This window comes from Streptomyces sp. NPDC090499 (assembly GCF_044769305.1).
GTDB lineage: Bacteria > Actinomycetota > Actinomycetes > Streptomycetales > Streptomycetaceae > Streptomyces.
Genome location: NZ_JBIVXP010000004.1, coordinates 540296 through 560996, shown reverse-complemented (window position 1 = coordinate 560996; position 20701 = coordinate 540296). Strand labels below are relative to the sequence as shown.

Sequence of the window (20701 nt, the reverse complement as noted above, 5' to 3'; positions counted from 1 at the left end):
GAGCCGCCTACCAGCCGATGCGGGCCGCCAGGAAGGGCTCGTCCTCCGGTGCCTCCTTGCGGGCCCGCAGGACCCGCTCGGCGGGGGTACCGGCCGGCACGCGCAGCGGGGGCTCGGGGTGTTCGACCGTGTCGGCCACCGTGGCGGCCACCTGCTCCGGGGTGACGACTTCGCCGCGGAGCGCGGGCAGCGCCGCGGCGAGCGGGGCGTAGGGATCGTCCTCCCCGAGGAACACCCTGGCGCGCTCGGCACCGCCCGAGGAGACCGCGCCGGGCTGTACGACGCTCACTCTGACCCCGAAGTGGCCCGTCTCCAGGGCGAGCGTCTCGGCGAGCGCCTCCAGCGCCCATTTGCTGGCCCCGTAGGGACCGATCAGCGGCAGCACCAGGCGCCCCTGGATGCTGGAGACGAAGACGAGACGGCCCGCTCCCCGCTGCCGCATGGCGGGCAGCACGGCCTGGGCCACCCGCAGGGCGCCCAGGGTGTTGAGCTGGAAGAGCCGCTCGACCTCGGTGAGCGGGACGCTCTCCAGGGGGGCGCGGATGGTGTCCCCGGCGTTGCTGACGAGGACGTCGATGTCACCGGCGGCCCGGACGGCCCGGTCGACGCTCTCCTGGTCGGTGACGTCGAGGCGCAGGCGCAGGTCGGCGGGGAGGTCGGCCAGGGTCTCCGGCCGGCGGGCGGTGGCGATCACGCGGTGGCCCCGGCCCGCGAGTTCGACGGCGATGGCCCGGCCGATGCCTCTGGACGCGCCGGTGATGAGCACGGACGACATGGTGCACCTCGTTTTTCGTGAACAGTGGGTGGTGGACGGCGGTTTCCCGGACGGCGCTCCGCGGAGGGCGCTCCGCGGACGGCGGCCTCGGCGGCAGCGGGGCCAGCGGCTGAAACGGGGGGCCGGCGGCTCAGGCGGCCGCCTCGTCGCCGACGAGGTTGCCCCTCATGAGCCACGTCGGGCCCTCGGCGTATTCGGCGGCCTCGGCGAAGAACGCGGCGAAGTACGGGCCGGAGGCGTGCGCCTGGAACGCGTCGAGGTCGGCGTAGACCTCGTTCAGGTAGAAGAGGTCCGGGTCCTCCTCGTCCGCGACGACCTCGAAGCGGTGGGAACCGGGCTCGTTCGCGAGGGAGTCGCGGGCGGTCCTGCGGGCCGCCCGGACGAAGTCGTCGCGGCGCTCCGGCCGGACGGTGAAGGAAACGAGGAACTGGTACATGCGGTGCTCTCCTCACGGTCGACACAGCCCAGCCGTCCAGTTCAGTGACTGAACTGCTCCTGGTCAACACCGTAGCATCGCCAGTTCAGTGAGTGAACCGCCGCTGGTAGCATGGCGGGCATGACCCTTCCCAACACCTATGCGGACGGGAACTGCCCCCTCGCGCGCACGCTGGAGGTCGTGGGAGAGCGCTGGACGCTCCTGATCGTCCGGGACGCCTTCTACGGGGTCCGCAGGTTCGGCGACTTCGCCACCCAGCTCGGGATCCCGCGGGCCGTCCTGACCGGCCGGCTGAAGTCGCTGGTGCAGGAGGGCGTGCTCAGCCGCGAGAGCGACGGGGCCGGCGGCGTCGAGTACCTGCTGACGGACAAGGGCGTCGCACTGTGGCCGGCCGTGCACGCCCTGATGAACTGGGGCGAGGCCTTCTACTCCCCGAACGGCATCAAGCGCCTCCTCCGGCACGACCTGGACGGCGGGCTCCTCGACCCCGACGGGCGGTGCCGGGACTGCGGCGCGGCGGTCCCGGTCCCGGAGATCCGGAGCGAACCCGGCCCCGGCCACCGGCCGGCGGGCGGTGCCGCGGACCCCGTCTCCGACGCGATCAACACGCCACGGCGGCTCCTGCAGCCGATCACACCGGCCCCCGCGGACGACTGAGCCGGGCGCCCCGGCGCCGTGGTGTCACCGCAGCGCGACAGAGCGTGAGGTGTGCCTAGAGTGGGCGGGTGACGGGCGTTTCCCCCGGGGCGCGGGTGGGCCGCAGGCTCCGGGCGCAGGGGCCGGCGGCGGCCCGGATCCTGGTGATCGCGGTGCTCTGCTGGCAGACGGCACTGTGGGCCGGTGCCGACCAGCCGCCGGTGTTCGCGGCCATCGTCCCGCTGCTGTGCCTGCGCGGTGACTCCGCCACCTCCCTGGCGGCGCTGCTGCTGAGGATCCTCGGCGTGCTGGCGGGCGTGGCCCTGGGCATCACCGTGGTCAGCCTCTTCCGGCCGAGCACGCTCGTCCTCGCCGTCGTGATCGGGCTGGCCCTGCTCTGCGGGACCGTCATCGGTTCCGGGACGACCCTGAACGTGCAGGTCGCGGTGACCTCGCTACTGGTCTTCGCCAACCCCTCGCCGGAGTCGTACGGCTTCGCCCGGCTCTGGGAGAACGCGCTCGGGGGTGCCGTGACCGCCGTCCTCGCCCCGCTGCTCTGGCCGCGGAACCCCCGCAGGGAAGCGGCGGCGCTGGCCCGCGGGTGCGCGGACGGCCTCACGGAGTGCCTCGTGCGCACCACGCGCGCGATCGGGTCCCCGGACGCGGCACGCGCGAACCGGGTGTCGGCGCAGGCGGCCGCGGACCGGCTGCGCGGGTACGGGGCGCAGGCGCGGGAGGCGGAGAAGGCCCTGCGGTTCAACCCGCTGCACCGCCGCCACCGCGCCGAGGTGACCGGACTGGGCGCCCGGATCGACCTCGCCGTCCGGGCGGTCCCCCAGCTCCTCTCCCTGGCCGTCGAGGCCGAGTTCTTCAGCGTGCGCGACGGCCCGGCCCCGGTGCTCCGCCGGGCCCGGACCTCGCTCCTGCCGGTGGCCGAGTCCACCGGGCACGCCCTGGAGGCGATCCTCGCGGGGCGGGATGCGCACGCCGACACGGAAGCCGCCCGCGCCGCACTGGCCCGGTACGCCGAGAACGACCGGGAACCGACGGCCGTGGTGCTGCGCAGGCCGTTCGTCCGGATCCTCGACCTCTGCGAGAACTTCTGCGAGGGCTCCTGCGGGGACTCCTGCGGGGGCTTCCGCGGCTGAGCAGGGTGCCGGGGCCGGCCGCCCGGGAAGATCCTCCCGAGGACAGATCCGGCTCGGCGCAGGAGGATGGAGACGAGGATGTGCCGAGTACGCCGGAGGCGACCATGGGTGCGGTTCTCGGTGACGTGCTGGGGTTCGCGGCCGCCGTCGCGGTCAGCCCGCTCCCGATCATCGCGGTGATCCTGATCCTCGCCACGCCCCGCGGGCGCCTCAACGGCGTTCTGTTCACCGTCGGCTGGATCCTGGGGCTCGCGGTGCTGGGCGCGGTGATGCTGGCGATCGCCTCCCCCGCGCACGCCTCGGCCCACAAGCACCCGGCCACCTGGGTGGGAGCGCTCAAGCTCGCCCTGGGCGTGTTCCTCGTGGTCTTCGGCGCCCGGCTGTGGCACCGGCGCCCGAGGGATCCCGCGGAGGCCCGGCTGCCGAAGTGGATGAGCGCGATCGACGGCCTGACCCCGGTCAGGGTCTTCGCTCTTGGGGTGGCGCTGGCCGCGCTCAACGCGAAGAACGCCCCGCTGACGATCGCCGCCGGGGCCGCGATCGGCTCGGCCGGCCTGCCGGTGGGGCAGCAGATCGGGTCCCTGGCGGTCTTCGTGGTGGTCGCCACCCTCGGTCTGCTGGCCCCACTGGGGGTTTTCCTGCTCGGCGGCGAGCGGGCCAGGACCACCCTCGGCAACTGGAAGGACTGGGCGGCTCAGCACAACGTCGCCGTGATGGCGGTCCTGTTCTTCGTGCTCGGGCTGAAGCTGCTCGGAGACGGCGTCTCCGTCCTCACCTCCTGAGCGCTGCCACGCTCACCAATAGTGACGTCGGCCGGCGACCGCGTGCCCCATGGATCCCATGATCCAGAAGACCGCCCCGACGACGAGCAGGATGATGCCCAGCGTCCACAGGATCGATATGCCCGTGAGGAATCCGACGATGAGCAGGATGACACCGAGTGCGATCATGACCGTACCTCCTAGCGCGTTCCACGGCCTCTGTCGGATTGCCGGGTTCCCCGCAGCGGGGAGGTCACACCGGATCCGTCCGACCAGGTGACGTAGCCTCGATGACATGCGGGTGCTGATCGTCGAGGACGAGCCCTACCTGGCGGAGGCCATCCGCGACGGCCTGCGCCTGGCGGCGATCGCCGCGGACATCGCGGGGGACGGCGGTACGGCGCTGGAGCTGCTGGGCGTCAACGGCTACGACATCGCCGTCCTCGACCGCGACATCCCCGGGCCGTCGGGGGACGAGATCGCCCGGCGCATCGTCGCCTCCGGGAGCGGGATGCCGATCCTCATGCTCACCGCGGCCGACCGCCTCGACGACAAGGCGTCCGGCTTCGAACTCGGCGCCGACGACTACCTCACGAAACCCTTCGAGCTCCAGGAACTCGTGCTCCGGCTCCGGGCCCTGGACCGCAGACGCGCCCACAGCAGGCCCCCCGTACGGGAGATCGCCGGACTGCGGCTGGATCCCTTCCGCAGGGAGGTCTACCGGGACGGGCAGTACGTCGCGCTGACCCGCAAGCAGTTCGCCGTGCTGGAGGTCCTCGTGGGCGCCGAGGGCGGAGTCGTCAGCGCCGAGGAACTCCTGGAACGCGCCTGGGACGCGAACGCCGACCCGTTCACCAACGCCGTGCGCATCACCGTCTCGGCCCTGCGCAAGCGGCTCGGCGAGCCGTGGATCATCGCCACCGTCCCGGGCGCCGGGTACCGCATCGACGCGCAGCCGGGCACCGGACGCACGGGACGGTGAGCGAGCCGGTTCGCGGGGTCAGTTCACGGTGAAGGAGTAGTAGTAGGTGGCCAGTTGGATGCCGGAGCGGGTGGTGGCGTAGACCTGGAGGCCGTCGGGGCCGGCCGAGTCCGGAGCCCAGTCGACGCTCGCGGTGCCGTCGGCGCCCGCGGCGACCGTGACCTCCGGCTCCGAGTCGAAGGCGTACGTGTAGCTCACGACGCCCTTCGCCTTCGGCGTGAACGTGAAGGTGCCCGGGACGCCCGCACCGCCGCCGGAACCGTTCTCGGGGTAGACGTCGGAGGCGACGGTGGGAGTCGTGTCGTAGTCGATGTCCCAGAACGCCGGATCACTGACCCAGCCGTCGGCGCTCTTGCTGGTCACCTCGACATGCTCGCCGTTGATGCCGTCCATGGTGAGCTCCGTGGTCGCCGTGCCGTCGGCCGCCGCGGCGACGTCGAAGGTCCTGTCGCCGTCCGGGCCGTTGACGGTGTGCACGGAGTAGCTGACGACCGGGCTCCTCGACTGGAGCCCGGCGTCCGGCCGGAGCGTGAACGTGGTCGTGTCGCCGAACTCGGGCGACGGGTCGGCCGGGGTGACGGTGGGCGACGTGGGACTGACGTAGAAGTGGTAGCTGGTGGCTTCCGACGGGTTGAGGGCCCGGTCGAGGCTGCGCACCCACAGGGTCACGGCTCCGCCGTACGGCGGAACCAGGTCGACCGTGGCCGAACCGCCGGTGGCGTCGGCGCGTACGAAGTGCCCCGGGTCCGCGTACGGGTCGCGGGGCTGCGGGATGTGGTGGTCGTCGAAGTCCGCGAGAACGATGGACTCGAACGACCCTGTCCAGGAGTACTGGAACCCGGCGACGTCGTCGGCGCCGTTGGCGTCCAACGTGAACCTGACCGGGTCGCCGCCCTGGTTCCACTGGTTCGGCGGGTAGTTCGGCGAGGCGATGGCCGGCGTGCTCGCGGGGCGGGTGTCGTCGATCGTGACGTAACAGGGGACGGACCAGTCCGAGGCCGCAGTCCCGGCCACGGTCTGCGCCCGCCACGCGTAGGTCTGCCCGTCGGCGAGCATGTCGCCGGGCAGGATGCTGGTGGCCTCGAACCCGGGGGTGGCGCGGTCACGGGTGACCGTCTCGGTCTGCGACGGGTCGGAGACCGGCCAGGCCTGGTACCGGACGCTGACCGGGGGGTTGCCGGTGGCGTCGGTGGTTCCGGGGACGCCCTCGACGACAACGTTGCCGAGAGACGGAAGGTAGGTGGGCCGGTCCGCGTCGGTCGAGCAGTTCCGGTAGCCGTTGAAGAGCTGGGTCGGTGTGGTGGGCGTCCCGTCGGCCGCACTCGCGGGCGAGGCGGCCGCGGCCAGTGACAGGCCGAGTGTGCCCAGCAGAGCGAGGACGGCACGCGGGCGCGCGCCGAAGGACATGGTCAAGTGATCCCTCCCGTTTGGATGCCCGCAACCGCGCTTGCATGCGCACTGGTGTACGGGCGGCGGGAGGATCGTATGGGTGTGCCGCACCAAGTTGCATGGGAATTAAGGAGAGTTGAGCGAGCTGCGCGACCGGCCCCCACCCGCCCGCGGCACAACGGGCGGCCCGAGCAGCGGAGCGCTCACCCGCCGTTCTGCTCGATGTCCAGATGGATCGGACCCCGGAGTACGGGGCTGCGCCGGTACGGCGGTGGGTCGGCGACGAGGGTGGGCCGGTCGAGGCGGCGGACCAGTTCGGTGAGGGCGATCTGGGCCTCGCGTCTGGCCAGGGGGCCGCCGAAGCAGAGGTGGATGCCGCTGCCGAAGCCGAGGTGCTGGTTGTCGTGCCGGTCGGGGTCGAAGCGGTCGGGGTCGTGGAAGCGGTGGGGGTCGCGGCTGCCCGAGGCCAGCATGAGCATGATCTGCGAGCCCTGGGGGATGACGGTGTCGGCGACGGTGATGTCGCTGTACGCGGCCCGCCAGGGGATGATGTGCACGGGTGGTTCGTAGCGCAGGAGTTCCTCGACCAGGGGCACGATCAGGTCCGGTTCGCCGCGCAGCCGTTGCAGCACGTCCGGGTGGCGCAGCAGGGTCAGCATGCCGTTGGTGATGAGGTTGACGGTGGTCTCGTGGCCGGCGATCAGCAGCAGGTTGGCGGTGCTGATGATCTCCTCGTCGGTCATCCGGCCGTCCGGCCCGTCGTCGTTGGCCAGCCGGGACAGCAGGTCGTCGCTGGGGTGGCCGTGGCGCTGCTCCACCAGTCCGCCGAGGTACTGGCGCAGGTCCTGGCGGGCCCGTACGCCGTCGTCGAGCTTCTCCTGCGGGTCGGTCCTGGCGTCGTAGTCGATCGCGTTGATGATGTCGTTGACCCAGACCCGGAACCGCGGTTCGTCCTCGCGCGGCACGCCGAGCAGGTGGCAGATCACCGTGACGGGGAACGGGTAGGCGAGGTCGTCGACGATGTCGATCCGCTCCTTGTCCGTGACGCCGTCCAGCAGCCCGCCGACGGTGTCGGCCAGGGCGGGTTCCAGGCCGGTCACCAGACCCGGGGTGTGCGGGGGGCCGAAGTGACGCATCGCCATCCGCCGCAGCCGGTCGTGCTGGGGCGGGTCCATGTTGATGAAGGCCGGCGTGGTCGTTCCCTCGGCCGAGGGCATCGGGTGCGCCAGGTTGCGGACGTCGGAGCTGAGGTGCGGGTTGTGCAGGATGTCCGCCAGCTCGCGGTACGTGCTGATGACGTAGCTGCCGTCGTCCCGCCGGGCCACCGGCGTCTCGCGCAGTTCGGCGTAGAGCGGGTAGGGGTCGGCGCGGGAGGCGTAGTCGAGGATCCGGCGCAGCGTGTCGGGCGCCTCGGTCGTGGTCATCTCGCTGTCCTTTCCTCGTCCTTTCCTCCTGACGGTGCGCTCCCGCCGCGGTGGACTCCTGGCGGCGGGGTCCTACCGGCAGTGCTGGTGCGCGGCCGTGACGCGTCGTTCGCCCGGGTCGTGTCCGGTGACGACCACGGTGGCGCCCTGGGCGAGCAGCGTGGGGCCGGGGAAGTCGACGGGCACCGGCTTGGTGTCGACGGGCTGGTCCGGCGTGGGGCAGGGCGGCGGGAAGGGCGCGGCCGTCTCGATGAGACGCCGGTAGTGGTCCAGCCACTTCGCGTTGTTGAAGGTCACCGCCGCGGTGACCCGGCCCTGGTAGCCGTACGCGGCGACGAAGCGCTGGTCGGACACCGATCCCTGGGTGACGACCACCTCGTCCGCGAAGGTCGGCACGCCCACGGACTTGATGTTGACGCCGAACTGGATCGACCAGAACCGCGGGATGGACAGGTGGGGCCAGCGCTCCGCCTGGCCGTTGACCATGTTGTGGGCGGCGACCTCGGCCTGCTCCACGGCGTTGGCCCAGTGCTCCAGTGAGATGAGCCGGTACTCGTACACCGGGTTCGGGCAGCGCGCCACGTCCCCGGCGACGAAGACGTCGTCGGTGATCAGCCCGTTGAGGTCCATGGCGCGGCAGCCCGTGTCGCAGGCTACGCCCCAGACGCCCGCGGCCAGTCCGGAGCCCTGCAGCCACTCGGTGTTGCGGATGCCGCCGAGTGCGACGACCGCCACGTCGGCGTCGACGGTGCTGCCGTCGTCGAAGTGGGCGCGGCGCAGCCGCCCCTGCGCGTCGCCCTCCAGCTGCGTGACCTTGACCCCGCACCGCAGGTCGACGCCGTGGGCGCGCTGCATCTCCGCCGCCACCTCGCCGACCATCGCGCCGAGCGCCCCGACCAGCGGGTACGGCGCGAGTTCGGCGACGGTCACCGGGATGTCCCGTTCCCGGCAGATGGAGGCGATCTCGGAGCCGGTGAACCCCGCGCCGATGACCAGCACCCGGGAGGGCCCGGCGGCCAGCGCCCGCTGCAGCCCCTCGGCGTGCTCACGGGTGCGGACGACGAACACTCCGTCCAGCGCCGCCTCGGCCTCCACGAACCACGGCCGGGCCCGCACCCCGGTGGCGATCAGCACCCGGTCGAAGGGAACCTCCCGCCCGTCCGCCAGCCGCACATGGTCGGTGGCCAGATCCAGACCGCTCGCGGGCACCCCCAGCAGCCACTCCGCATCGACGTCCCGCCGCCGCGGCAGCCTGGTACCGTCGGCCGGCACCCACCCCGTCAGGACCTGCTTGGACAAGGGCGGACGGTCGTAGGGCTCGCCCAGCTCGTCGCCGATCATCGTCAGCGACCCGGTGAACCCCTCCGCACGCAGGGACTCCGCAGCCCGCAGCCCCGCCAGCGACGCACCGACGATCACGATACGGCCGTCACGCCTGAACGCACGCAGATTGTCGGCGCTGGTCATGGCCTCGACGCCTCCAACGGCGCGCCCCGCCGCTCCGCCCGGCCCTCCAGCCGGTCGACGAGGATCGCCTGGACCGGACAGGCCGCAGCGGCGCGCAGCACCCGGTCGCGCTGGGCGTCATCGGGCTCGGGGTCGTACATCAACGCCTCCTCGCCGTGCATCCGGAACGCGTCCGGGGCCAGGAACGCGCACTGCGCATACCCTTCGCATCGGGAAAGATCGACGACGACTCGCATCCCGGCCTCCACAGGAAGAATTCGGTGCTCGCGAGAAGGAACGCGAGAGAAAAGCGAGAAAGATCGGTCGTCACGCAAAGGCGACCGGCGGTGCTGAGACCGCCTGTGAATCCTGCTATTTCACCCGCTCAGCGTATTCCGCGCGCACATCGCCCGCACCCCGGGAAGCCGGACGCCCGGGGCCCGGCCGGGCGAAGATCCTGCGCCGCGCGGCGCAACGCGGTCCGCCACGGCATGCCGCCGCCCGGCTCCGGTGCTTGGCTGAGGTCCGGATCTCCGGGCGACGGGCCCGGTGCAGGCGGGCACGCGGCGGAGGGTCAGGACATCGTGAGTTCCACCGAGGGGCCGTCCGCTTCCGCGGCGGCCAAGGGCGTCGTCCCCGCTCATCTGCTGCGCGGCCAGAAGGCCCTGGTGACCGGCGCGAACTCCGGCATCGGCAGGGCGACGGCCGTGGCCCTGGCCCGGGCGGGGGCCGACGTCGTCGTCAACTACGTGGCCGGCCGCGAGGAGGCCGAGGAGGTGGTCGAGGAGATCACCGCCCTCGGGGTCCGGGCCGCCGCCTACGAGGCGGACGTCTCCGACGAGCAGCAGGTCGTGGCCATGACGGACCGGATGGTCCGGGAGTTCGGGACCATCGACATCCTGGTCGCCAACGCCGGACTCCAGCGGGACGCCCCGGTCACCGAGATGACCCTCGCCCAGTGGCAGAAGGTCCTGGAGGTCAACCTCACCGGACAGTTCCTGTGCGCCCGCGAGGCGACCAAGGAGTTCCTGCGCCGTGGTGTCGTACCCGAGGTGTCGCGCGCGGCCGGGAAGATCATCTGCATGAGCTCGGTGCACCAGGTCATCCCGTGGGCCGGACACGTCAACTACGCCTCCTCCAAGGGCGGCGTGCAGATGATGATGGAGACGCTGGCCCAGGAGCTGGCCCCGAAGAAGATCCGGGTGAACGCGATCGCCCCCGGGGCCATCAGGACCCCCATCAACCGCAGCGCCTGGGAGACGCCCGAGGCCCGCGAGGACCTGCTGCGGCTGATCCCCTACGACCGCATCGGCGACCCCGAGGACATCGGCCACGCGGCCGTGGGCCTCGCCTCGGACCTCATGGACTACGTGGTGGGCACCACCCTGTACGTCGACGGCGGGATGACCCTCTTCCCGGGCTTCGCCACCGGCGGCTGACGCCGAGCGGGCCCGGCGGCAGACGGCAGAGAGCAGACGGCAGATCCCGGCGCTTCCGGCGCTTCCGGCGCTTCCGGCGCTTCCGGCGCTTCCGGCGCTTCCGGCGCTTCCGGCGCTTCCGGCGGGGCTACCCGTGCTGGACGAGCCCCGGTCGCCGGCCGTCGAGCGCCTCGTCGAGGGTGAGGGCCGAGTCGATGAGGGCGAGGTGGGTGAACGCCTGCGGGAAGTTGCCGAGCTGACGGCCCGTCGGGTCGATCTCCTCGGAGTACAGGCCCAGATGGTTGGCGTACCCCATCATCTTCTCGAACACCAGCCGCGCCCGGTCGGTCCGGCCCGCCCGCGCCAGCGCGTCGACGTACATGAACGTGCACAGCGAGAAGGTGCCCTCCGAGCCGCGCAGGCCGTCGGGCGAGGCGTCGGGGTCGTAGCGGTAGACGAGGCTGTCGCTGACCAGTTCGTCCTCCATGGCGTCCAGGGTGGTCGACCACATCGGGTCCCCGGGGGTGAGGAACCCGACCGTCGCCATCCGCAGCAGCGAGGAGTCCAGGACCCCGCTGGCGTAGTGCTGGACGAAGGCCCGCCGGTCCTCGCTCCAGCCCCTGGCCATGACCTGCTCGTAGACGGCGTCCCGTTCCGCCTGCCAGCGGCCGGTCGCCGCCGGCCACCCCTTCGACTCGGCGAGGCGCAGCGCCCGGTCGAACGCCACCCATGACATCACCCGGCCGTATGTGAAGTCCTGGCGGCCGCCGCGGGTCTCCCAGATGCCCTCCTCCGCCTGGTCCCAGTGGTCGGCCAGCCAGTCCAGGTCCGTGCGCAGCGAGGTCCAGCCCCGGTACCCGAGCGTGAGGCCGTGCCGGTGCGCGAAGTAGATGCTGTCCAGGGCCTCGCCGTAGACGTCCAGCTGGAGCTGGCCGGCGGCGCCGTTGCCGATGCGGACCGGCGCGGAACCGGCGTAGCCCTCCCAGTGGTCCAGGATCCGCTCGTCCAGGTCGGAGGAGCCGTCGACCTTGTACATGATGTTGAGCGGGCCCGTGGTCCCGTCACCGCCGGCCCCCTCCCTGACCCGGTCGCCCAGCCAGCCGATGAACGCCCTGGCCTCCTCCGTGAAGCCCAGTCCCAGCAGGGCGTACACGGAGAAGGAGGCGTCCCGAATCCAGGTGAAGCGGTAGTCCCAGTTGCGCTCGCCGCCGAGCTGTTCCGGGAGCGCCGCCGTGGGAGCGGCCACCACCGCGCCGCTCGGGGCGAAGGTCATGAGCTTCAGCGTGATCGCGGACCGCTCCACCACCTCCCGCCAGCGCCCGGTGTAGGTGGACCGTGCCAGCCAGGTCCGCCAGAACGCCGCCGTCTCGTCGAAGAGCTGCTCGTGTTCGGCCCGCCGGATCTCCCGGGGCGGGCCGTCGGCGCCCGTCTCCAGGACCAGCCCGCGCTGCTCACCGGCGGCCAGGGTGAGCGAGACCCGCAGGTCGGCGTCCTGGTCCGTCATGACGTCCGCGAGCCGGGGGTCCTCGGGCTCCCGGACGGGGTGCACGGTGAGTTGGGTACCGTCCTCCGCGGCGAAGACGGCTCCGTGCGGGGTGAGGTGCAACTGGTGTTTCATGAGCCCGTAGTCGAACCGCGGGGCGATCTCCACGTCGAAGGTCATGGTGCCGCGCACACAGCGGACCAGGCGCACCAGCCGGTGCCGGTCCGTGGCCGTCGTACCGGTCACGGGCATGAAGTCGACCACCTCGCCGGCGCCCGCCTCGGTCATGAACCGGGTGACCAGGATCGCCGTGTCGGGCAGGTACAGCTGCTTGGTCGAACAGGTCGGGTACGCCGGCCGGACCGTGCAGTGGCCGCCCCTGTCCTTGTCGAGCAGCGCCCCGAACAGGCTCGGCGAGTCGAACCGCGGGGAGCAGAACCAGTCGACCGCCCCGTCGGTGGTGACCAGCGCCGCGGTCTGCAGGTCGCCGATCAGCCCGTGGTTCTCGATCAGCGGGTAGTCGTCCATCGGGGCGCCCCTTCCGGTGTGCGAGTCACCCGAACGCACCCCCCCGGTCAGCGTATGCCGCGGCCCCTGCTCCGGCTCGTCGGGCGGGGCCCCGGACGCCGCCGGCCGGGGTCAGCGCTGCGTCGGCTGCCAGTACCGGGCCAGCGCCCCTTCGCGGTACGGGGCCGGGCTGACGCTGAGGTCGCCGGAGAAGGGGCGGTCCAGGACGAAGACGAGGAGCAGGCTGAAGCCGACGAGTCCGGCGACCGAGGCGACGAACAGGATCTGGACCCTCAGTTTGCGCATGCCGAACAGGAACGTGAGCGGGACCAGGACCAGTGCGCCCCCGACCGCCAGGGCCTGGAGCAGCGGGGGAAGTTCCTGGCGGGCCATGGTGATGCGGGCGCGCCGCTGGGAGGCGACGTCGTCGAGACGGCTGACGGTCTGCTCGTAGAAGACCTGCTCCTGCTCGCCTTTCGGGTCGTACGTCTGCAACACCTTGAAGGCGGCCTGGAGATGGGTCTCCGTGGTCCCGTAACTGGGGTGCCCCGCGCGCATCCGCGGCCACTGGTCCTCGACGACCGCGTGGACGTAGCCGCTCACGGCCGAATCGAGCCGGTCCCGCACCGCCGCCGGGAACGCGGCCGCGTCCCGGGTGATGAGCGCCGCGTCGGTGGCCTCGGCGGCGACGATGGTCTGGGTGTCCTCCAGCTGCGTCCACAGCGTGACGATCACGAACGCGAGGATGATCCCGTAGATGGCGCCGAACATCCCGAGCGTCACTCCGACCATGTCGTTGTGCTCCCCGCCGGCCAGTGACGGATACCTGCGCCGCAGCAGCACGCTGCCGGCGACGGCCAGAACGACGGTTCCGCCGACGGTGACGACGGCCAGCGTGAAGGTACTGAAATGGTTGAGCAGCCAGAGCGACATGGGCCCGGAGTCTAGGGCGGGCGCCACACCCCGAAACCCCGGCTCCGCAAGCAACTGAGGGCTCACCGGGGGAATTTCACACCACGGAGTGAGCGAGTCCTCGCGGTACGGAACCGAACGCCGGCGCCTAGCGGGCGGTGGGGTCGCGCAGCCGCAGGTGGGCGACGACCAGCTTGCCGGTCTCCTGCGCCACGGTGTTCAGCCGCCCGCACAACCGGGTGACCAGGTGCAGGCCGTGTCCGCCGACGCGGCCGGGGTCGTGGGCGGGCAGTACGGGCGGCCGGGGCGAACTGTCGCTCACGACGATGCGCAGCAGGCCGGCGTCGGGCGACACCTCCAGGGCCAGACCGCCCGGTCCGGGTGCGTGGCGCACCGCGTTGGTGACCAGCTCACTGACGACGAGCTGGGCGTCCTGGCTCGGCCGGTGGTCCGGTTGGTACCCGGCCCGCGCCAGCAGGGCGCGTACGGCGACCCGGGCGTCGGCGATCGGGCTGTCCGCGGTGTCCCAGGTGACGCGGTGTCGCAGCGGCGCCCCGGGTTCCTGTCCGTCCGAGGCCCGATTCTTCAGCGGGGTGACCATAGGGCTCTCCGTAGGCGTCCTTGTCGTCTCGTCACAGGCGATCTCACCGTTCTGTGCATTCGCCTACCCGCCGGTTCCCCGTTCATGAGGCGATCCGGCAAAGCGCCGCGATACCGGCACAACCGGTAAGGGCCTTCCCGGTTCGCTTCCGGGAAGGCCCGCTGTCATCACATACCGCATACCGCATACCGCATACCGCTGCCTTCTGTGCGGGTGCGGCCTGGGCTTCGTGTCGTGAACAGGACCACACGGCCCTAATCCGAGGGGCCCCTCATGTTAGCCTGGACGCATGAGCCAGCAGCACGTCCTGTCCGCGGCGAAGGCGCCGGCCAAGCCGCTGCGCCGTGACGCGCAGCGCAACCGGGACGCGATCGTGGCCGCCGCCCGCAAGGCCTTCGCCGAGCAGGGGCTGGACGCGTCCCTGGAGGGTGTCGCCCGCGAGGCGGGCGTCGCGATCGGGACGCTCTACCGGCACTTCCCCCGCAGGCTCGACCTGGTCGAGGAGCTCTTCACCGCGAAGTTCACGGAGCTGCTGGCCGCGGCCGAGGAGGCCGCGGCCATGGACGACGCCTGGGAAGGGTTCTGCCACTACCTGGAACGGCTCTGCGAGCTGCAGGCCTGCGACCGCGCCTTCAACGACCTGGTCTCGGCCCGGCTGCCCGTCCATGCGCTCGGCAGGGGAATGTTCGAGCGCGCGGAGGCGCAGGCCGCCCAGATCTTCCGCGCCGCCCAGGAGCAGGGCGCCCTCCGCGACGACGTCACCCCGGAGGACCTGGCTTTCGTGATCTGGTCCCAGGCCGGGATCATCCAGGCCACGCGCGCCGTCGCCCCCAACGCCTGGCGGCGCCACCTCCACCTGCTGCTCGACGCCTTCCGCGCCCAGTGCGCCCATGAGCTGCCGGAGCCGCCGCTGACCCCGCAGCAGTTCGACCAGACCCTCACCACACTCGAGTGCCCCGAAGAGGAATGCCACGAGTGCCACGAGGAGGCGTGAGCCGCCGCGGGTGAGCCATGAGCTGCCGCGGGTGAGCTATCAGCCACCGCGGGTGAGCCATGAGCCGCCGCGGGTGAGCCATGAGCCGCCGCGGGCGATTCATGATCCACCACGGGTGAGCTATCAGCCACCGCGGGTGAGCCATGAGCCGCCGCGGGTGAGCTATCAGCCACCGCGGGTGAGCCATGAGCCGCCGCGGGTGGGTTCAGTTCCCCGCCAGCAGCTGTGCCAGCTCCGCGTCCAGGTCGAGCCGGGCGGATTCGGACCCCGGCGGCACCGCGGACCACGTCTCGCGCAGGAAGGACTCCACGTCCTGCGCGGGGAACCGGAGCAGGGCCGATCCGGCCGGTGAGCTCAGCGCGACGTGGACCACGTCGTGTCCCGAGTCGGCGCCGGGCCACATGTGCACGTCTCCCTGCCCGGTGTGCCCGCTCAGCGCCTCGGCCAGCATGTCGCGGCCGAAGCGCCACTCGACCGTCCGCTCCTGGCCCGGAGGGTGGAAGACGGTACGGACGGCATAGGGGTCGTCCGTCTCGTACCGCAGTGCCGCGTGCATCGGCACCGACATCTCGGGTGACAGGACCAGCTCCACGGGGAGCTCGCACGCCACGGTTCTGACTGCTCTCACTGCTTCACTCCTGCGTCCCGCCGACGCCGGACCGGCGAACCGGCCGTGCCGGCCTGCGGCCGCATCAGCGCTGGTGGAGGTACCAGTCGAGCTGGTCCAGGTACCAGCGGTCGGCACTTACGGTGACCGCCGGCCGCGCGTGCTCCGCGGGGGCCGAGGTGGTCGCCGCCGACGCCGGGCCGACGGCTCCGAGAAGGGCTCCGCCGGCCACTGCCGTGGTAGCGACGGCGATCGAGACGCGCCTGATCCACCTGTTCATGGTCATTTCCTTGCCGTTTCCGTGTGCTGTGCGGCGCTCCGGAGATTCCGGAGCGGCCGTCGGGTGCCGAACCTCGGGGAGCATCCGGAGGGGTCCCTCATGTTCGACCTTGTCAGCGTACTTGAGGGGTGCCTCATGTTTGCGGTGAAGCCCGTCACAGCACGTCGGAAGCGCCCAGGACGGGGGTGTGCGGTCCGGTCAGGCGGGCCCGTCCGGGCCCCGGGAGAAGGCCGTGTCGCCGGCCGTCGCCACGATCGCGTCCTTGACGAGCAGCACCCGCGGCGGGTAGCTCTGCGCCTTGTCCCCGGGGTCGTCCAGTGCCGAGGTGCGCCAGACCTCCGCTCCGGTGCGGCTGTCCAGCGCCAGCAGCCGGCCGAAGCGGTTGGCGAAATAGACCCGCCGGTACGTCGCCGACACCGCGGGCGCGGACAGGCTCTCCACGTCCGTCACCTTCCGCCACAGCTCCCTGCCGGTGTCCGCCGACACCGCGGTGACCGACCCGTCGGACCGGACGAAGTAGACGACGCCGTCCACCAGGGTGGCCGCGCCGGTCAGCGGACGGGCCAGCGGTGTCCGCCTGACCTGCCCGGTCTCCGGGTCCACCCGCAGCAGCGCGTTGTACGGCCGTTCGTACCCGGACTCGTACACGTCCTTCGCGGTCTGCGGGGCGAGGAACAGGGGCCGCCCGCCGACGGCCCCGAGCGCCTCCGACTTCCTGGGCAGGGTGGCGGATTCGGTGAGGCTGCCGGGTCCGAGCCGCATCAGTTCGACCGGGGCCTGGCCGGCGTCGGCGCCCTGCGAGCACAGGGCGTAGGGGGCGCCGCCGAGCGCGGCCGGAGTGCAGTACTCGTCCAGCGAGGGTGCCCGCCACAGCTCCTTGCCGGAGGGCCCGTAGGCCACGAACGACGCGTAGTCGGGCGACAGGGTCAGCAGCCCGCCGTCGTACAGGACCGCCGCCTCGGACTTGTTGATGTCGCGCTGCCACCGCCGGTGCCCGGTGGTGGCGTCGAGGGCCACCACGCGCCTGGTCCTGTCGTCCGGGTCCTCGTACACGTAGACCAGTCCGTCGCGCACGCCGATCGGCTCAGCCCCCTGCGGGCGGGTGCCGGTCCGCCACCGGACGCGGCCGGAGGAGGCGTCGATCCTGGCAGCGGTGAATCCCGTACCGCCGCAGAACAGGGCGGTTCCCGAGGTCACGCATCCGGGGCTGTCGTAGTCGAGGGGGATGCCCTGCACGCCGTACCGCAGCGCCGTCCGCCACGGCCGCCAGCCGGCGGGCAGTGACGCGGCACGGGCGGTGGCCGTGGCGGTGGCGCCGGAGGCGGGGGCGGGGTCCGAGTCGGGCATGAAGAAGCCCGCTGCGACCCCCAGCGCCGCGACGGCCAGCACCGCGCCGAGGCCGGTGAGCAGCATGCGGGCCCGGCGTCGCCTGCCGGTGCCGGTAGCCGTTCCGGTCGCGCCGCCGCTGCCGGTAGCGGTTCCGGTCTCGGCGCCCGCGGACGTGGCCGCCGCGGAGGAGGTGCCCGCGGACGTGGCCGTGGCCGCCGGGCCCGGAGCGGCGGGGTGGTGCCCGGGCTTCGCGGACCGCCCGGTCGTCCGGGGCGCGGTGCTGCCGGACTCCGGCAGCGCCCGGAGCATGCGGTGAATGTCCGTCAACTCCGGCCGCGCGCCGGGGTCCTTGTCCAGGCAGCGCTCGACGATGTCCAGGAGATCACCGGGCACCCCGTCGAGGTCCGGGGTTCCGTGCACCACCTGGTAGCCGGTGATGTACGGGCTGTCGGCGTCGAACGGTCCCGTGCCGACGGCCGCGAAGACCAGCAGCGACCCCAGCGAGAACACGTCCGAGGCCGGGGTGACGTCCCGGGGGGCGGCCAGCTGCTCGGGCGACATGAAGGGCGGGGTGCCGATCATCCGCCCGGTCGTGGTGAGGCTCTGGTGGTCGTCGGCGCGCGATATGCCGAAGTCGATGACGCGCGGCCCGTCGTCGGTCATCAGCACGTTGCGCGGTTTGAGGTCGCGGTGCACCAGGCCCGCCCGGTGGATGTCGCGCAGCGCCTCGGTGAGCCCCAGCCCCAGCGCGCGCAGCTCCCCCGGGCTCAACGGGCCGTCCTTCTCGACGACTTCGGCGAGGTTGAGCCCCGGCACGTAGAGCGTCGCCATCCACGGCCGTTCGGCGTCCGGGTCGGCGTCCACGACCGGCGCGGTGAAGGCGCCGCTGACTCTGCGCGCCGCCGCGATCTCCTGCCGGAAGCGCGTCCGGAACTCCTCCTCCTGGGCATACGCCCCGCGCACCAGCTTGACCGCGACCTGCCGTCCCGAGGCGGAGACTCCCAGATAGACGACCCCCATGCCGCCCGCCCCGAGCCGGCCGAGCAGGGTGTACCCGCCTATGGACTCCGGGTCCCCGGTGCTCAGGGGCGTCATCGCCGATCATCCTTCCCAGCGCTCGCCTGCCTCACGGGGATCACAGTAGGGCCTGCGGCTCCGGCGGCGGAGCCGCGCCCTCGTGTCCCCGTGCCCGGCTACGACGGCACCGCCGCGGTCCCGACCCGAGGTCACGACGTTCCCCGGGACGTGCCGGCCGTCCCGTCCGGCCGGTAGGGCCACAGGGTGCCGCACATGCGTGGCGTCATCGAAGCGGGCCTGGGGGCGGCGAGTTCGGTCACGGTGGCCTGTTCCAGATGGGAGACGTCTCCGGCCGCCACGGCCTCGGCGCGCGCGGCGAGCCGGGCCAGTGACCCGGCGGGGCCCTCCGCGACGACCCGGGGCCAGGCGGCCGCGCGGTGCCGGACCAGGGTGGCCGCCCGCCGGTAGAAGGCCAGCAGCCGTTCCCGGCCGCGGTCGGGGGAGGCGTGCCAGGCGTCGACGAGCCCGGTGAACCCGCGTACGGCGTGGTCCCGGCGGGCGCGGGCCGCTTCGAGCGTGTCCGCCGCGGCCAGGCCCGCGTACCGCTCCGGGTCGGCCAGGTCCTCGTCCGGGAAGGCGAAGACCACGTCGCCCTCCTCGTTGAGGTGACCGTTCTCCATCACCACCAGGATGCGCAGGGCGGTCTCGGGCTCGGGGCCGGTGATCAGGCGGTGGATCGTCCCCGGAGTGAACTGCACCGCGTCGCCCGGCCGCAGTTCGGTGCGGTGGAGGCCGTCCGGGGTGAGGAACTCGGCGGCGCCCCGCCCTTCGAGGGCGACGTACAGCTCGGTGCAGGCCAGGTGCATGTGGGGGGTGCCGCCGCACTGGCCGTCGGGAGCCTCGCTGGAGTAGACGTGGACACGGGACATGCCGATACCGGCCGGCAGCGAGAAGGTCATGACGTGCTTCCTTGGGGCAGCAGGGAGGGGCTGGACCGGGACCAGGCGTGCAGCAGGGCCAGGTGGTCCAGGGCACGGCCGGGCGGCGCGGGGTTGGGGCCGCGGCCGCTGAAGTGGTCGGCGGTCCGGGCGAAATGACGGGCGAGACTGTCGTCGGCGACGGTGCGGACCGGCCGCCAGGCTCCGCCGGCCCGGCGGACGGAGACGGTGGCCGCGCAGCGCGGCAGCCCGGCGACCGGCTCGAAGGTGCCGACCACCTCCCAGGCGTCTCCCCGGCGGTCGGTGCCCCGGACACCGAGCACCCGGTGACGGGTCGTCCGGTCCTCGGCGGGCAGCCGTGGCGGACGCGGGGCGTGCGGACCGAGCGGGTGGCTGACGAAGCCCGCGACGGAGGTGGACAGGGCGACCTCCAGGCCCAGGGCCGTCGTGTACCGGACGTCGATTCCGGACCGCGGCGGGACGTCCGCCGCCGCCCTGTCGTGGAAGTCGATCCGCGGGGCGCCGGCCGGCCAGGGGTCGACACCCGCGGCGGCGCCGTACTCCGCGAGGACGGCGAGCAGATGGGGGCCTTCGTATCCGAGGGCTCCGAGGGACAGGTCCTGGAAACGGCCCGCGTGGATATCCGCGTCGCGGTGCTTGCTCATCTCCACCACCAGCCGGCGCACCGTCAGCCCCAGTCGCCCGGCGACCTGGGCGACCTCGGCGGTCACGACGGAGGAGTGGTAGTTCTCGCCCACCACGACCCGGCCGCCGTGCCCGGCGAGCAGGCCGCGCACCAGGGCCGTGTCCGACGGCGCGCACAGGGGCTTCTCCACGACGAGATCGGCGTTCCCGTCCAGCCCGCAGACCTCGGCGAGCACGCCGGCATGGGCCTCGGTGGGCACGCAGACGTCCCAGAAGTCCGGCCTGGCCCGCACCGCCTGTGCGGCGGTGGCGGCGACCGGCAGGCCGTCGGACTCCGCGCGGTCACCGGTCCGCGGATCCACCACGACGGCCACCTCGACCCCGAGCGCGCGCCACTTCGCGGCGTGCAGGCGCCCCATCCGACCGTACCCGACCAGTGCACAACGTAGCGTCACAGCGGATCATCCTAGGGTCCCGGTTCCTCTCAACTCCCTTTCTCTCCCACCCACTTGGCGCACACCTCGGCCGACCTGGACCCGTGCGGCAGCAATTCCCGGACTCATCACCGACCGGCCACCGGCCGGTCACCGCCGAGGGCGCCGTCCGGCACTCCGCAGCCTCGGCCACGGCTTCGCGACGCTGCGGGCGGACACCGCCTTCCGGTGGAGTTCCGGCACCGACGCGAGCCTCGGCCGGCCGATCGCCTGCACCGGCCGGGGCCCGCGCGCCATCGCACGGCGCACGTGACGCCCTCGGGCGGCCGTGCCGCGCTAGCGCCCGTCGCCAGGGGGACGGCGGCGACGCGGCGCAACAGCCCGAGCAGCGGCGGCTTCCCCGCCCGGCCCCGTGCCGTCCCCCGGCTTCCGCGGGGTCGACGGAACCGGGCTCGGCCGCCGTTCACCCGTACGGCGTGGTTCCGGTCGTGCGGGCAGGGGCACCGGGCGAGGGTGGCACTGGCCCCGGCCGTCCGGAT

The 20701-nt window shown here is 72.7% G+C and carries 21 protein-coding genes; 6 read left to right on the top strand and 15 right to left on the bottom strand.

Translation table 11 applies throughout. The annotated features are described in order from the left end of the window. Positions 1-7: 7 nt before the first annotated feature. Both ACIQVL_RS18210 and ACIQVL_RS18205 read right to left on the bottom strand, forming a co-directional pair. Positions 8-775, bottom strand: coding sequence for an SDR family oxidoreductase (locus ACIQVL_RS18210; protein ID WP_403475786.1), 768 nt, complete (start codon positions 773-775; stop codon positions 8-10). A 130-nt stretch (positions 776-905) separates the two neighbouring features. Next, positions 906-1211, bottom strand: a complete 306-nt coding sequence (locus ACIQVL_RS18205; protein ID WP_403439739.1) for a putative quinol monooxygenase — start codon at positions 1209-1211, stop codon at positions 906-908. Positions 1212-1331: 120 nt separating this feature from the next. On the opposite strand from ACIQVL_RS18205, the gene ACIQVL_RS18200 reads away from it, so the two are divergent. From ACIQVL_RS18200 to ACIQVL_RS18190, 3 genes are all read left to right on the top strand, one after another. After that, positions 1332-1868, top strand: a complete 537-nt coding sequence (locus ACIQVL_RS18200) for a winged helix-turn-helix transcriptional regulator (RefSeq protein WP_403439737.1) — start codon at positions 1332-1334, stop codon at positions 1866-1868. 68 nt (positions 1869-1936) lie between these two features. Further along, entirely contained in the window at positions 1937-2995 is a 1059-nt protein-coding gene (locus tag ACIQVL_RS18195; protein WP_403475785.1) for an aromatic acid exporter family protein, read from the top strand. Positions 2996-3099: 104 nt separating this feature from the next. Further along, on the top strand, positions 3100-3777 hold the full coding sequence (locus ACIQVL_RS18190) for a GAP family protein (RefSeq protein WP_403439735.1): 678 nt from the start codon (positions 3100-3102) through the stop codon (positions 3775-3777). Positions 3778-3789: 12 nt separating this feature from the next. Here the strand turns inward: ACIQVL_RS18190 and ACIQVL_RS18185 are convergent, their stop codons facing one another. Continuing rightward, complete coding sequence (locus ACIQVL_RS18185; RefSeq protein ID WP_403439733.1) at positions 3790-3945, bottom strand: DUF6131 family protein; 156 nt, start codon at positions 3943-3945, stop codon at positions 3790-3792. Between the two features lie 106 nt (positions 3946-4051). On the opposite strand from ACIQVL_RS18185, the gene ACIQVL_RS18180 reads away from it, so the two are divergent. Further along, positions 4052-4738, top strand: coding sequence for a response regulator transcription factor (locus ACIQVL_RS18180; protein WP_403439731.1), 687 nt, complete (start codon positions 4052-4054; stop codon positions 4736-4738). Positions 4739-4756: 18 nt separating this feature from the next. Here ACIQVL_RS18180 and ACIQVL_RS18175 read toward each other — a convergent pair whose 3' ends face one another. The 4 genes from ACIQVL_RS18175 to ACIQVL_RS18160 form a co-directional block, all read right to left on the bottom strand. Next, positions 4757-6145, bottom strand: coding sequence for a hypothetical protein (locus tag ACIQVL_RS18175; protein WP_403475784.1), 1389 nt, complete (start codon positions 6143-6145; stop codon positions 4757-4759). 185 nt (positions 6146-6330) lie between these two features. After that, complete coding sequence (locus ACIQVL_RS18170) at positions 6331-7551, bottom strand: cytochrome P450 (protein WP_403475783.1); 1221 nt, start codon at positions 7549-7551, stop codon at positions 6331-6333. A 72-nt stretch (positions 7552-7623) separates the two neighbouring features. After that, a complete protein-coding gene (locus tag ACIQVL_RS18165) occupies positions 7624-9018 on the bottom strand; it encodes an NAD(P)/FAD-dependent oxidoreductase (protein WP_403475782.1) in 1395 nt (464 codons plus the stop codon). Then, positions 9015-9254: a ferredoxin gene (locus tag ACIQVL_RS18160; protein ID WP_403429056.1), complete on the bottom strand. Its 240-nt coding sequence runs from the start codon at positions 9252-9254 to the stop codon at positions 9015-9017. Before ACIQVL_RS18160 ends, ACIQVL_RS18165 begins: the two co-directional genes overlap by 4 nt. Before the next feature lie 387 nt (positions 9255-9641). Here ACIQVL_RS18160 and ACIQVL_RS18155 point away from each other — a divergent pair, with 387 nt between their 5' ends. Next, positions 9642-10436, top strand: a complete 795-nt coding sequence (locus ACIQVL_RS18155; RefSeq protein ID WP_403429085.1) for an SDR family oxidoreductase — start codon at positions 9642-9644, stop codon at positions 10434-10436. Between the two features lie 127 nt (positions 10437-10563). Here the strand turns inward: ACIQVL_RS18155 and ACIQVL_RS18150 are convergent, their stop codons facing one another. The 3 genes from ACIQVL_RS18150 to ACIQVL_RS18140 form a co-directional block, all read right to left on the bottom strand. After that, positions 10564-12426, bottom strand: a complete 1863-nt coding sequence (locus tag ACIQVL_RS18150) for a glycoside hydrolase family 15 protein (RefSeq protein ID WP_403475781.1) — start codon at positions 12424-12426, stop codon at positions 10564-10566. A 111-nt stretch (positions 12427-12537) separates the two neighbouring features. Next, complete coding sequence (locus ACIQVL_RS18145; protein ID WP_403429052.1) at positions 12538-13338, bottom strand: DUF4239 domain-containing protein; 801 nt, start codon at positions 13336-13338, stop codon at positions 12538-12540. Between the two features lie 127 nt (positions 13339-13465). Continuing rightward, positions 13466-13918 (bottom strand): ATP-binding protein, encoded by a 453-nt coding sequence (locus ACIQVL_RS18140; RefSeq protein WP_403429051.1) that lies wholly within the window; start codon positions 13916-13918, stop codon positions 13466-13468. Between the two features lie 289 nt (positions 13919-14207). Here ACIQVL_RS18140 and ACIQVL_RS18135 point away from each other — a divergent pair, with 289 nt between their 5' ends. After that, entirely contained in the window at positions 14208-14912 is a 705-nt protein-coding gene (locus ACIQVL_RS18135) for a TetR/AcrR family transcriptional regulator (RefSeq protein WP_403429049.1), read from the top strand. 205 nt (positions 14913-15117) lie between these two features. Here ACIQVL_RS18135 and ACIQVL_RS18130 read toward each other — a convergent pair whose 3' ends face one another. The 5 genes from ACIQVL_RS18130 to ACIQVL_RS18110 all read right to left on the bottom strand — a co-directional run bounded on the left by ACIQVL_RS18130 (position 15118) and on the right by ACIQVL_RS18110 (position 20183). After that, positions 15118-15540 (bottom strand): SsgA family sporulation/cell division regulator, encoded by a 423-nt coding sequence (locus tag ACIQVL_RS18130; protein WP_403429047.1) that lies wholly within the window; start codon positions 15538-15540, stop codon positions 15118-15120. 64 nt (positions 15541-15604) lie between these two features. Continuing rightward, positions 15605-15799, bottom strand: a complete 195-nt coding sequence (locus ACIQVL_RS18125; RefSeq protein ID WP_403429045.1) for a hypothetical protein — start codon at positions 15797-15799, stop codon at positions 15605-15607. A 198-nt stretch (positions 15800-15997) separates the two neighbouring features. Further along, complete coding sequence (locus tag ACIQVL_RS18120) at positions 15998-18223, bottom strand: PQQ-binding-like beta-propeller repeat protein (protein WP_403475780.1); 2226 nt, start codon at positions 18221-18223, stop codon at positions 15998-16000. 131 nt (positions 18224-18354) lie between these two features. Further along, positions 18355-19104, bottom strand: a complete 750-nt coding sequence (locus ACIQVL_RS18115; RefSeq protein WP_403475779.1) for a cupin domain-containing protein — start codon at positions 19102-19104, stop codon at positions 18355-18357. Further along, positions 19101-20183 carry a Gfo/Idh/MocA family oxidoreductase gene (locus tag ACIQVL_RS18110; protein WP_403475778.1) on the bottom strand — a complete coding sequence of 361 codons (1083 nt, stop codon included), beginning with the start codon at positions 20181-20183 and terminating at the stop codon, positions 19101-19103. Before ACIQVL_RS18110 ends, ACIQVL_RS18115 begins: the two co-directional genes overlap by 4 nt. Positions 20184-20701: the final 518 nt, after the last annotated feature.